The organism is Streptomyces sp. NPDC014864, from assembly GCF_043081525.1.
Taxonomy (GTDB): Bacteria; Actinomycetota; Actinomycetes; order Streptomycetales; family Streptomycetaceae; genus Streptomyces.
Window position 1 is genome coordinate 74,743 of the sequence record NZ_JBIBWT010000004.1, and the last position, 12,390, is coordinate 87,132.

Sequence of the window (12,390 nt, forward strand, 5' to 3'; positions counted from 1 at the left end):
CTGCGTCCCCCATAGGCGCGGCGGCAGCGGATGCTGTGCTCCCGCGTTCGGCTGTCCGTCGACCGGATCCGGTGATCGAAAGTGCTATTCCCGGCCAAGTCTGCCCCAGGGCACGGACACGTCAAGCTCGGTGCCCGTTCCGTGACCGTACGCGAAAGAAGCGTCGCGCAAGCGTTACAGGTGGCGTCCCGCTGGTACACGCAATTTGCACGACCGCACCCGCTCGGGGTTTCATGGCCGGTCCGTCTCGGGCCGGTTCCCGCGACGCTTCTGGACCGGCGGCTTGCGCCGAACCTGTAGCGTGGCCGACGGAGACCGTAACAACACCGCGCGCACCGCGGGCAGAAACGACGGCGAGGACTGATGGCACAGACGCAGCGCGCCCAGGGCCCGTCCGACCCCGAGGCGTCCGGCGGCGGCATGTCAGAGGCGCCGGAGATGTGGGGCAACGGCGGCCTGGTCGGCGACGGCCGGTACCGGCTGACCCGCAGACTCGGCCGGGGCGGCATGGCCGAGGTGTTCGCCGCCGAGGACGTGCGCCTCGGACGCACCGTGGCCGTGAAGCTGCTGCGCGCCGATCTCGCCGAGGACCCGGTCTCCAAGGCCCGCTTCACCCGCGAGGCCCAGTCGGTGGCCGGCCTCAACCACCACGCGATCGTCGCCGTGTACGACTCCGGCGAGGACCAGGCGAACGGCCAGGCCGTGCCGTACATCGTGATGGAGCTGGTCGAGGGCCGCACCATCCGTGACCTGTTGCTCAACGCCGAGGCGCCGGGCCCGGAGCAGGCCCTGATCATCGTCTCGGGCGTCCTGGAGGCGCTGGCCTACTCGCACCAGCACGGCATCGTGCACCGCGACATCAAGCCGGCCAACGTGATCATCACCGACACCGGTGCCGTGAAGGTGATGGACTTCGGCATCGCCCGCGCCCTGCACGGGGCGTCCACGACGATGACGCAGACCGGCATGGTGATGGGCACCCCGCAGTACCTGTCGCCGGAGCAGGCCCTCGGCAAGGCCGTGGACCACCGCTCCGACCTGTACGCGACGGGCTGCCTGCTCTACGAACTGCTCGCGCTGCGCCCCCCGTTCACCGGTGAGACCCCGCTGTCGGTGGTGTACCAGCACGTCCAGGACATCCCGGTGCCGCCGTCGCGGACCTCGGAGGGCACGTGCCCGCCGGAGCTGGACGGCCTCGTCATGCGCTCGCTCGCGAAGGAGCCCGACGACCGTTTCCAGACGGCGGAGGAGATGCGCGGGCTGGTCCAGTACGGGCTGCAGATGCTCTACGACCACGGCGGCCACACCGGCACCTGGAACACCGGCCCGGTGGGGGCGCACGAGGGGCGGCACACCCCGGCGGCGGGCTTCGCCGGCACGGCGGTGATGCCGCACCCCGCGGACTCCGGTTCCGGCACCGCGCAGATCCCGCAGCCGATCCTGCCGGGCGGGTACGGCGGGGGTGACGACGGCGGCTTCGAGGGGCACGGCAACCGGGGCAGCGGCCGCGGCAAGCTGTGGATCCTGGCCGCGCTCGCGGTGATCGCCGTCGCGGCGGGCGTCGCGCTGGCGCTGAACAACCAGGGGGGCGGCGGAGGCGGAGGCGGTGGCACCACCAAGTCGCCGACGAGCACGCACGCCACCAAGGACCCCAAGTCCAGTTCCACGCCGAGCGACTCGACCACGGACCAGCCGACGGACACGTCGACGGACAGCGGCAGCGGGTCGGGAGGCTCAGGGGGGGACTGGACCCCGTCCAGCCAGCCCTCGTACACGCCCTCGCAGTCCGCGCCGGACCAGCAGTCCGGCCAGCCGTCGAACCCCGCCAGCTCCGCCCCGCAGTCCAGCCCCCCGGCGTCGGGGAGCACGACCGGGGGGACGACGGACGGCGGTACGACGGACGGCGGCACGACGGACGGCACCACCACCGGCGACACCGGCGGAGGCACCCCCGGTACGACCACGGGGGACCTCACCAGCGGCGGCGGGACCAACTGACCGTCCGCCACGCGCGCGTGGAGCCCCCTCGGGCCGCACGCGCGCGTCCCGGACGTAGCCGGCCCGCCGGACGCGCCTGAGGGGGATCACTCGGCGAACGCCCCGCACACCGCGTCGTACTCCCGCGTCCACCACACCACGAGGGCCGAGGCGGCCGGGAACTGCGGGTCCGCGCGGGTGTCGCCGCGTTCGTAGTGCCAGCGCAGCATCCAGAAGTCGTTCAGGCGCTCCCACCACACCCGGTGCACCGCGGCGGCGAGCTCGGAGGGCGTCGCCCCGGCCGCCCGCCGGTAGGCGCGCGCGTACGCCCTGACCTTCGGCAGGTCGAGGGTCCCGGCGGGCCGCACGAAGAAGATCGCGGCCGCCCGTACCGCCTCCTCCGCGCGGGGCTGCACCCCGAGCCGGTCCCAGTCGACGATCGCCGCGGGCGCGTCCCCCCGGTAGAGCAGGTTGAACGGGTGGAAGTCCCCGTGCACCCAGCCCACCGGGCCGCCGGGCGGCGGACGCCGGTCCCTGTGCTGCTCCAGCAGCGCCCGCCGCTCCAGGAGCCGGTGCCTGGCCAGCTCGTCGAAGGTGTCGAGGGGGCGTCGGCGGCGGACGTGGGCGAGCAGGTCGTCGATCAGGGCGAAGGTGTCGGCGGGGTCGGCGCTTTCCACGGGGTGGGGGCTGGTGGCCGGGCGGGTGCGCCCCTTCGGGGGCATCACGCGCTCCAGACAGGCGTGCACGGCTCCCAGCAGCGCCCCGAGGCGCGCGCACTGCCCGGTGGTGAGCTGGCCGCCGTGGCGGTGCCGGCCCTCCACCCAGGGGTGCAGGGCGTACGCGTGGCCGCCGACGACGGCGACCGTGCGCCCGTCCCGGCCGGTGAGCGGGGGCGCCACCGGGACGCCGAGATCGGCCAGGCGCTGGGTGGCGCGGTGCTGGCGGGCGATGGCCGCGGGGTCGGCGGTGTCCGGATCGAAGTGGTGCTTCAGGAAGTAGCGGCCGCGGGTCGTGCACAGCCGGTAGCCGCGGTTGAGCAGGCCCTGGTCGACGGGTTCACAGGTGAGGGCGGAACCGGCGGCGTACTGGCGCAGCAGGGCGCTCAGAGGGGGCGCGAGGGGTACGGGGGGTGGTACACAAGGGCGCGGCACGCGCCAGATGCTAGGGCACCGGACGAGGCCGTGAGCTGCGCGTTGTCACAGGCAGTCTCCGTTAGTCGCTTTCGGTCACTACAGGTCGCGTGCCGTCCTCCCCCGACGCCGGTGCGCACCCCGCCGGCTACGCGGAGTCGTCCCCCGGCAGGAGCATTTCCGGCCGTCCGCTCAACCCTTCCCGTCGCCGGGGTGACCGGGATAACGTGCCGGTGTTCCGGCCCCCTGCAAGGCTGTGACCAGCGGCTGCCCCGAAGACCGGCGAGGTACTTGGACTTCCTAGCGAAAATACTTGGAAATCCAAGGAAAAACGCAGGTCAGGAGGGGTTTCACAGAAATGTGGAGCACTGGGTAACGTGACTGTTGCAGGGCGCTCGCCGGGGCACCTGTCACGCCTGTTCCCGGCCGAGTGGCACCCACCCCGTGCCCGGTGGTCGGACCAGGCGAGCCTCCCCGGGCTCTCGACGAGCAAGGGGAGACCCCCAGGCCGACCGGCAACCCCGGGGGCCGGACCGACGGAGGAGCACACGTGACCGTGGAGAGCACTGCCGCGCGCACATCGCGACGCAGCGCCGGAAGCAAGGCCGGCACCACCGGCACCAAAAGTCGCGGGGGCGCGCGGAAGAGCGCCGACCCCGAGCTCGTGCAGCTGCTGACCCCCGAGGGGAAGCGCGTCAAGAACGCCGAGTACGACAAGTACGTCGCCGGTATCACCCCCGAGGAGCTCCGCGGCCTGTACCGCGACATGGTGCTCACCCGCCGCTTCGACGCCGAGGCCACCGCGCTGCAGCGCCAGGGCGAGCTGGGCCTGTGGGCCTCGCTGCTGGGCCAGGAGGCCGCGCAGATCGGCTCCGGCCGGGCCACCCGCGAGGACGACTACGTCTTCCCGACCTACCGCGAGCACGGCGTCGCCTGGTGCCGCGGGGTCGACCCGACCAACCTGCTCGGCATGTTCCGGGGTGTGAACAACGGCGGCTGGGACCCCAACAGCAACAACTTCCAGCTCTACACGATCGTCATCGGCTCCCAGACGCTGCACGCCACGGGCTACGCGATGGGCATCGCCAAGGACGGCGCGGACTCCGCGGTCATCGCCTACTTCGGTGACGGCGCCTCCAGCCAGGGCGACGTGGCGGAGTCCTTCACCTTCTCCGCGGTCTACAACGCCCCGGTGGTGTTCTTCTGCCAGAACAACCAGTGGGCGATCTCCGAGCCGACCGAGAAGCAGACCCGCGTGCCGCTCTACCAGCGCGCGCAGGGCTTCGGCTTCCCGGGCGTCCGCGTCGACGGCAACGACGTGCTGGCCTGCCTGGCCGTCACCAAGTGGGCGCTGGAGCGTGCCCGCGGCGGCGAGGGCCCCACCCTGGTCGAGGCGTACACCTACCGCATGGGCGCCCACACCACCTCGGACGACCCCACCCGCTACCGCCACGACGACGAGCGGGTGGCCTGGGAGGCGAAGGACCCGATCCTGCGCCTGCGCCGCTACCTGGAGGCCGCAAACCACGCGGACGAGGGATTCTTCGCGGAACTGGAGGCCGAGAGCGAGGCGTTGGGCAGGCGAGTGCGCGAAGCGGTCCGCGCCATGCCCGACCCGGACCACTTCGCCATCTTCGAGAACGTGTACGCGGACGGGCACGCGCTCGTCGACGAGGAGCGCGCCCAGTTCGCCGCCTACCAGGCGTCGTTCGCGGACGCAGAGGGGGTCTGATCATGGCAGCGGAGAAGATGGCCCTGGCCAAGGCGATCAACGAGTCGCTGCGCCGCGCCCTGGAGTCGGACCCCAAGGTCCTGATCATGGGCGAGGACGTCGGCAAGCTGGGCGGCGTGTTCCGGGTGACGGACGGCCTGCAGAAGGACTTCGGCGAGAGCCGCGTCATCGACACCCCGCTCGCGGAGTCCGGCATCGTCGGCACCGCGATCGGCCTCGCCCTGCGCGGCTACCGCCCGGTGGTGGAGATCCAGTTCGACGGCTTCGTCTTCCCGGCGTACGACCAGATCGTCACGCAGCTCGCGAAGATGCACGCCCGCTCGCTGGGCAAGGTCAAGCTGCCCGTGGTCGTCCGTATCCCCTACGGCGGCGGCATCGGCGCGGTCGAGCACCACTCGGAGTCCCCCGAGTCGCTCTTCGCGCACGTGGCGGGCCTGAAGATCGTCTCCCCGTCGAACGCGTCGGACGCGTACTGGATGATGCAGCAGGCCATCCAGAGCGACGACCCGGTGATCTTCTTCGAGCCGAAGCGGCGCTACTGGGACAAGGCCGAGGTCGCCACGGAGGCCATCCCCGGCCCCCTGCACAAGGCGCGCGTGGTCCGTGAGGGCACGGACCTCACCCTCGCCGCCTACGGCCCGATGGTGAAGCTCTGCCAGGAGGTCGCGGACGCGGCGGCCGAGGAGGGCAAGGCCCTGGAGGTCCTGGACCTGCGCTCGGTCTCCCCGCTCGACTTCGACTCGATCCAGGCCTCGGTGGAGAAGACCCGCCGCCTGGTCGTCGTCCACGAGGCGCCGGTGTTCTTCGGCTCGGGCGCGGAGATCGCCGCCCGGATCACCGAGCGGTGCTTCTACCACCTGGAGGCCCCGGTGCTGCGGGTCGGCGGCTACCACGCGCCGTATCCGCCGGCGCGGCTGGAGGAGGAGTACCTGCCGAACCTGGACCGCGTGCTCGACGCCGTCGACCGCTCGCTGGCGTACTGAGGAGAGGGTCGTGACGACGATGACGGAAGCGTCCGTGCGCGAGTTCAAGATGCCGGACGTGGGCGAGGGGCTCACCGAGGCGGAGATCCTCAAGTGGTACGTCCAGCCCGGTGACACGGTCACGGACGGTCAGGCGGTGTGCGAGGTGGAGACGGCCAAGGCGGCCGTCGAGCTCCCCATCCCCTACGACGGCGTGGTCCGCGCGCTGCACTTCCCCGAGGGCACCACGGTGGACGTGGGCACGGCCATCATCGCGGTGGACGTGGCGGGCGGCGCGCCCGCCGAGGTCCCGGCCGCCACGGAGACCCCGGTCGCCGCCGAGGCTCCGGCCCCGGCCGAGCAGACGGCGCAGGAGCCCAAGCCGGAAGGCCGCCAGCCGGTGCTGGTCGGCTACGGCGTCGCGACGTCCTCGACGAAGCGCCGCCCCCGCAAGGGCCCCGAGGCCGCGGCGACCGCCGCCGCGGCGGCGGTCCAGGCCGAGCTGAACGGGAACGGCGCGGCCGCGCCGGCCGCCGGGCCCCGCCCGCTGGCCAAGCCGCCTGTGCGCAAGCTCGCCAAGGACCTCGGCGTGGACCTGGCCACGGTGGTCCCGTCCGGCCCGGACGGCATCATCACGCGCGAGGACGTGCACGCGGCGGTGGCGGCGGTCCCGGCCCCGCCGCAGGCCGCCGAGCCGGCGCCCCAGGCCCCCGTGGCAGCCGCACCGGCCCAGGCCGCCCCCGCCTCGACGGTGACGTACGACGGTGCGCGCGAGACCCGCATCCCGGTCAAGGGCGTCCGCAAGGCCACCGCGGCGGCCATGATCGGCTCCGCCTTCACGGCGCCGCACGTCACGGAGTTCGTGACGGTGGACGTGACCCGGACGATGCGCCTGGTCGAGGAGCTGAAGCAGGACAAGGAGTTCGCGGGCCTGCGGGTGAACCCGCTGCTGCTCATCGCCAAGGCCCTCCTGGTCGCCATCAAGCGCAACCCGGAGGTCAACGCGTCCTGGGACGAGGCCAACCAGGAGATCGTGCAGAAGCACTACGTCAACCTGGGCATCGCGGCCGCCACGCCGCGCGGCCTGATCGTGCCGAACATCAAGGACGCGCACGCCCAGACCCTGCCGCAGCTGGCCGAGTCGCTCGGCGAGCTGGTGTCCACGGCGCGGGAGGGCAGGACCTCCCCGGCCGCGATGCAGGGTGGCACGGTCACCATCACCAACGTCGGCGTCTTCGGCGTCGACACCGGCACGCCGATCCTCAACCCCGGCGAGTCCGCGATCCTCGCGGTCGGCGCGATCAAGCTCCAGCCGTGGGTCCACAAGGGCAAGGTGAAGCCGCGTCAGGTCACCACCCTGGCGCTGAGCTTCGACCACCGCCTGGTCGACGGCGAGCTGGGCTCCAAGGTCCTCGCGGACACCGCGGCGATCCTGGAACAGCCCAAGCGCCTGATCAGCTGGGCCTAGCGAGCGATAGGGAAAGGGCCCGCCGCGAGTGCGGCGGGCCCGTTCGTTTGTGCGAGTGCTCCGGCGTCAGCCCAGCTTGGCGAAGCCGTAGTTCAGGATCTTGGTCGAGTCCGTCGCGCGCTGCGCGTACGTGGTCGACGCCAGAACCGTGCCGATGACGGTCTTGCCGTTGCGGGTGGCGGCGAAGACCAGGCAGGCGCCCGCCTCGGGGCCGGAGCCCGTCTTCACGCCGATGGTGCCGCTGTAGCTGCTCAGCAGCGAGTTGGTGTTCGTCCACGTCGCCATCGTGCGGGTGCTGCCCGTCTTGGTGATGGTCTTGGCCGTGTACGACTTGGTCTTCACGATGGTGCGGAACGTGGAGTTCTTCATCGCGCTGCTCGCGATCTTCGTCAGGTCGCGCGGCGTCGAGTAGTTGGACCCGTTGCCGATGCCGTCGAACGAATCGAAGTGCGTGTTCTTCAGGTTGAGCGCGCCCGCGGCGCTGTTCATCTTGCCGATGAACGACTTCACGCGCGCATCCCGGGTGGTGCCCGAGCCGAACTTGTCGGCCAGCGCGTACGCGGCGTCGCAGCCCGACGGCAGCATCAGGCCGTACAGCAGCTGGCGGACGGTGACCTTGTCGCCCACGATCAGGTGGGCCTGGGAGGCGTTGTTCTTCACGACATAGTCGCTGTACGCCTTCTGGATGGTGACCTTGGCGTCGAGGTTCAGGTTCGGCTGCGCGAGCACGACCTTCGCGGTCATGATCTTCGTGGTGGAACCGGTGGAACGCCTGTAGTCCGCGGCCTTGGTGTACAGCGTCGTGCCGGTCGCGTTGTTCATCGCGTAGCCGCCCTTGGCCACGATCGAGGGCGCGGTCACGGCCTGCGCGGGCGCCGCGGTGAGGGCCCCGGTGGCGAGCACGGCGCCCGTGGTCACGGCGACGGCTGCGGCTCTGCGGATACGGAAGCCCTGGATGCCGGTTTTCAAGTGAGGTACCCCGATTACGTCGAATGCCCCTGCGGTGCGGTCGAGTTGAGTGCCACAAAGAAAGTGGGACCGCACCCGTGTGACTCGTAACTAGCACAGATGGTTGTGCGCGCGCTGGGAATGACTTCCCGCCCGGTCCGCATCGTGGACGGACGGGGGTATGCGTACGTGTTGTATCTATGCTGTGGACATGAGCCTGGCCGTCAAACAACCTCCCGCCGCCGACCGCGTCTACACCCACGTCAAACAAGGAGTCCTGGACCGCCGTTACGAGGGCGGGACGCTGCTCACCGAGGGAGAGCTGGCCGAGGCCGTCGGGGTCTCGCGCACACCGGTGCGCGAGGCGCTGCTGCGGCTGGAGGTCGAGGGGCTCATCAAGCTCTACCCGAAAAAGGGAGCCCTCGTCCTCCCGGTCTCCGCGCAGGAGATCGCCGACGTCGTGGAGACCCGGCTGCTGGTCGAGGAGCACGCAGCGCGCAAGGCCGTACCCGCGCCGCCCGCTCTGCTCGAACGGCTTCAGGAACTGCTCGACCGGCAGAAGCGGCAGGCCGCCGCGGGTGCCTTCGCCGAGGCCGCCGTCACCGACCGCTGCTTCCACGCCGAGATCGTCCGCAGCGGCGGCAACGAGATCCTCTCCCGGCTCTACGACCAACTGCGCGACCGCCAGTTGCGGATGGGTGTCGCCGTCATGCACTCCCACCCCGACCGGATCGCCAAGACGCTCGCCGAGCACGAGGAGATCCTCGACGCGCTGCGCTCCGCAGACGCGGAGGCGGCCGTCGAGGTCGTCCACCGCCACGTCGGCTGGTTCTCCCACCTGGCCCGGGGAGAGGTGCGATGAGCTCCTCGTCCGTCTCCCTGCCGGGAGACCCGCCCGGCGGCCGGCGCGCCGTCGCCGTCTGGGGCATCGGCGTCGCCGTCTACTTCGTCGCCGTCATCTTCCGTACCTCGCTCGGGGTCGCCGGCCTCGACGCCGCCGTCCGTTTCCACGTGAACGCCTCGGCGCTGTCCACCTTCTCGATCCTCCAGCTCCTCGTCTACGCGGGCATGCAGATACCCGTCGGCCTGCTGGTCGACCGGCTCGGCACCAAGAGGGTGCTCGGCCTCGGCGTCGTGCTGTTCACGGCCGGGCAGCTCGGCTTCGCCTTCTCCACGTCGTACGGCACGGCGCTCGCCTCGCGCGCGCTGCTGGGCTGCGGCGACGCCATGACGTTCATCAGCGTGCTGCGGCTGGGCACCCGCTGGTTCCCCGCCCGGCGCGGGCCGCTGGTCGCCCAGCTCGCCGGGCTGGTCGGCATGGCCGGCAACCTGGTGTCCACGCTGGTGCTGGCCCGGCTGCTGCACTCCCTGGGCTGGACCGCCGCCTTCGCCGGCAGCGCGCTGGCCGGCGTGACGGTGCTGGTCCTGCTGCTCCTGTTCCTCCGGGACCACCCCGAGGGCCACGAATCGGCGCCGCCGGCGCACCAGGGCGCCGCCTATGTGCGCCGGCAGATCGCCGCGGCCTGGCGGGAGCCGGGGACCCGGCTCGGGCTGTGGGTGCACTTCACCACGCAGTTCCCGGCGATGGTGTTCCTGCTGCTGTGGGGGCTGCCGTTCCTGGTGCAGGCGCAGGGGCTGTCCCGCGCGAGTGCCGGGGAACTGCTCACGCTGGTCGTCCTGTCCAACATGGTCGTCGGCCTCGTCTACGGCCAGGTCGTCGCCCGGCACCACGCGGCCCGGCTGCCGCTCGCGCTCGGCACGGTGACGGCCACGGCCGGCATGTGGGCCGCGACGCTGGCGTACCCCGGTGAACGGGCCCCGATGTGGCTGCTCGTCGCGCTGTGCACGGTCCTCGGGGCGTGCGGGCCGGCCTCCATGATCGGATTCGACTTCGCCCGGCCCGCGAACCCGCCGGAGCGTCAGGGCACGGCGTCCGGAATCACCAACATGGGCGGTTTCGTCGCCTCGATGACGACCCTGTTCGCGATCGGCGCGCTCCTGGACGCCACCGGGGACGACTACACGATCGCCTTCTCGGCGGTGTTCGTGCTCCAGGCACTGGGGGTCAGCCAGATCCTGCGGCTGCGCGTGCGGGCGGCGCGCAGGGAGCGGGAGCGGCTGGTGGCGAGCCGGGTGGAGACGGTGCACGTTCCCGCGTAGGGCACCCGCTGCCGGCGTCCCCGGGGACGGGGCCCCCGGGCCCCCGCCTCGGAGCTTCGGGGCGGGCCCCAGGAGAGTCCCTTACTGCGTCACCGTGAAGTTCCGCAGGATCGCCCCCGTCAGATCCGGGTCGCCCTCCGCCTTCACCCGGTCCGCCACCGCCTCCGGAGCGACCCGGCCGCAGGCCAGCCGGACGTACGTCTCCCAGTCGAGGGTGAGGGTCGCGGCCGGGCCGAGGGCGGGCGCGGTCTCCAGCGTGCCGCGACCCTGGATGTCCACGCGGATCGTGCGCAGGAACTCCACCGGCCCGTGCACGTCGAAGACGATCGCCGAGCTGCGCGGGGCGTCGGCCTTCACCGCGACCACGTCGGGCAGTTCGCCCAGCAGATAGTCACGGGCGACCAGCGCACCGGGCGCGTCCAGCCCGCCGGGGCGGCCGAGGGCGGCGCGCAGGTCCTGCTCGTGCACCCAGATGTCGAACGCGCGGTAGCGCATCGCCTCTTCGAGGGTGATCTCCGTGCCGAGCGGCCCGCGGATCTTGGTGCCGGGGTCACGGGACTCGTTCCGCAGCTGGCGGTTGCGGCGGATGATCGTGTACTCCAGCTCGGAGGTCATCTCCGGTGCCGTGTGGTGGCGGCGGACGTCGACCTGCATCTCCATGTAGCGCTGGTGCTCGTTGGCGACGTGGAACAGGTCGCGCGGGAGCGAGTGGATGGGGCGGGGGTCGCCGAGCATCTCGCAGTCCATGCCGATGACGTGGGAGACCAGGTCGCGGACCGACCAGCCCGGGCACGGTGTCCGCCGGTTCCACTCGCCCTCCACGAGCGGCTGCACCAGCTCGGATATCGCTTCGACGGAATGGGTCCAGGCGTCGGCGTAGGGCTGGAGGGTGGGATGCAGACTCACGGAACGGGACCCCTCGGCGGTCGGTACACGGGCTGATGGTGGCGGCGTTGCCAGGCAGAGGTGGCTGCTGTCGGCGGGTGTCTTCGAGCTCCCCCAGGCTCTCCGCTCCGCTTCGAGCAGGGGACCCCCAAGTTACGCTGCTGTGAGGCACCCCGGCAGTGCTTTCGTGTGACGATCGTAGGCCCGTGTGGACGACTCGAATGTCAGGACGGTGGTAGTGTGCGCGCCTCGCTGATCCAGATCGCCGTAAACGAGAACGAATCGATCGAATCGCGTCGTGAACGGGTGGCCGCGCTGGTACGAGAACAGGCCGGAGCCGATCTCGTGGTCCTGCCGGAGCTGTGGACCACCGGAGCCTTCGCCTTCGAGGAGTTCGCGGACCGGGCCGAACCGCTCGAAGGGCCGACGTACGAGGCGATGGCCAAGGCGGCGAGCGACGCGGGTGTGTGGCTGCACGCCGGCTCGATCCCCGAGCGCGACCCCGACGGCCCGCTCTACAACACCTCCCTGATGTTCACCCCCTCCGGAGAACTCGCCGCCGCCTACCGCAAGATCCACCGCTTCGGTTTCGACAAGGGCGAGGCCGTGCTGATGGGCGCGGGCAGCGACCTGGTGACGGTGCGTCTGCCCGAGACGACCCTGGGCCTGGCCACCTGCTACGACCTCCGTTTCCCCGAGCTCTTCCGCGGGCTGGTCGACGCCGGGGCCGAGACCCTGGTGGTCCCGGCGGGCTGGCCCGAACGCCGCCGCGCGCACTGGACGCTGCTGGCCCGGGCGCGGGCGGTGGAGGACCAGGCGTTCGTGCTCGCCTGTGGAACGGCCGGGACGCACGCGGGGGTTCCGCAGGCGGGTCACTCGATCGTGGTGGATCCCTGGGGCGAGGTGCTGGCCGAGGCCGGCGCCGAAGAGGAGGTCCTCACCGTGGACCTGGACCCCGGGAAGGTCGCCACGACCCGGGAGCAGTTCCCGGCTCTGAAGGACCGCGTGCTGGGGCTGAAGCCGCCGCGGGGCTGACGGGGGCGGCCGCGTCGGACGAGCCCGGAATCCTTCCGGCCGGTCGGCACGAGGCGTCGCGCCCGCTCGCGGCCCTGCCCCCATCGGCGTCGG

10 protein-coding genes are annotated in these 12,390 nt (G+C 71.8%); 7 read left to right on the top strand and 3 right to left on the bottom strand.

Features of this window, described 5'->3' with window-relative positions; genetic code table 11:
• Window positions 1–363: 363 nt before the first annotated feature.
• Window positions 364–1,998, top strand: coding sequence for a protein kinase (locus ACF1A5_RS08990; RefSeq protein WP_392192169.1), 1,635 nt, complete (start codon window positions 364–366; stop codon window positions 1,996–1,998).
• 86 nt (window positions 1,999–2,084) lie between these two features.
• Here ACF1A5_RS08990 and ACF1A5_RS08995 read toward each other — a convergent pair whose 3' ends face one another.
• On the bottom strand, window positions 2,085–3,128 hold the full coding sequence (locus ACF1A5_RS08995) for a phosphotransferase enzyme family protein (RefSeq protein WP_392192170.1): 1,044 nt from the start codon (window positions 3,126–3,128) through the stop codon (window positions 2,085–2,087).
• Between the two features lie 529 nt (window positions 3,129–3,657).
• Between ACF1A5_RS08995 and pdhA the strand changes: the two genes are divergently transcribed.
• From pdhA to ACF1A5_RS09010, 3 genes are read left to right on the top strand one after another with little or no spacing between them, the layout of a single operon-like run.
• The gene (pdhA, locus tag ACF1A5_RS09000) at window positions 3,658–4,839 is read left to right on the top strand and encodes a pyruvate dehydrogenase (acetyl-transferring) E1 component subunit alpha (RefSeq protein ID WP_392192171.1); all 1,182 of its coding nucleotides are present in this window, start codon (window positions 3,658–3,660) and stop codon (window positions 4,837–4,839) included.
• Between the two features lie 2 nt (window positions 4,840–4,841).
• Window positions 4,842–5,822 (top strand): alpha-ketoacid dehydrogenase subunit beta, encoded by a 981-nt coding sequence (locus tag ACF1A5_RS09005; protein ID WP_356181616.1) that lies wholly within the window; start codon window positions 4,842–4,844, stop codon window positions 5,820–5,822.
• A gap of 10 nt (window positions 5,823–5,832) precedes the next feature.
• Complete coding sequence (locus tag ACF1A5_RS09010) at window positions 5,833–7,269, top strand: dihydrolipoamide acetyltransferase family protein (protein WP_392192172.1); 1,437 nt, start codon at window positions 5,833–5,835, stop codon at window positions 7,267–7,269.
• A gap of 66 nt (window positions 7,270–7,335) precedes the next feature.
• Here the strand turns inward: ACF1A5_RS09010 and ACF1A5_RS09015 are convergent, their stop codons facing one another.
• The gene (locus tag ACF1A5_RS09015) at window positions 7,336–8,238 is read right to left on the bottom strand and encodes a D-alanyl-D-alanine carboxypeptidase family protein (protein WP_392192173.1); all 903 of its coding nucleotides are present in this window, start codon (window positions 8,236–8,238) and stop codon (window positions 7,336–7,338) included.
• Window positions 8,239–8,428: 190 nt separating this feature from the next.
• Here ACF1A5_RS09015 and ACF1A5_RS09020 point away from each other — a divergent pair, with 190 nt between their 5' ends.
• Together ACF1A5_RS09020 and ACF1A5_RS09025 are read left to right on the top strand one after the other, a co-directional pair.
• Window positions 8,429–9,079, top strand: coding sequence for a GntR family transcriptional regulator (locus ACF1A5_RS09020; RefSeq protein ID WP_392192174.1), 651 nt, complete (start codon window positions 8,429–8,431; stop codon window positions 9,077–9,079).
• Window positions 9,076–10,377 (top strand): nitrate/nitrite transporter, encoded by a 1,302-nt coding sequence (locus tag ACF1A5_RS09025; RefSeq protein WP_392192175.1) that lies wholly within the window; start codon window positions 9,076–9,078, stop codon window positions 10,375–10,377. Before ACF1A5_RS09020 ends, ACF1A5_RS09025 begins: the two co-directional genes overlap by 4 nt.
• Window positions 10,378–10,458: 81 nt before the next feature.
• Here ACF1A5_RS09025 and ACF1A5_RS09030 read toward each other — a convergent pair whose 3' ends face one another.
• Window positions 10,459–11,283 carry a maleylpyruvate isomerase family mycothiol-dependent enzyme gene (locus ACF1A5_RS09030; RefSeq protein ID WP_392192176.1) on the bottom strand — a complete coding sequence of 275 codons (825 nt, stop codon included), beginning with the start codon at window positions 11,281–11,283 and terminating at the stop codon, window positions 10,459–10,461.
• A 219-nt stretch (window positions 11,284–11,502) separates the two neighbouring features.
• Here ACF1A5_RS09030 and ACF1A5_RS09035 point away from each other — a divergent pair, with 219 nt between their 5' ends.
• Entirely contained in the window at window positions 11,503–12,297 is a 795-nt protein-coding gene (locus tag ACF1A5_RS09035) for a carbon-nitrogen family hydrolase (RefSeq protein ID WP_392192177.1), read from the top strand.
• The last annotated feature ends 93 nt before the right edge of the window (window positions 12,298–12,390 follow it).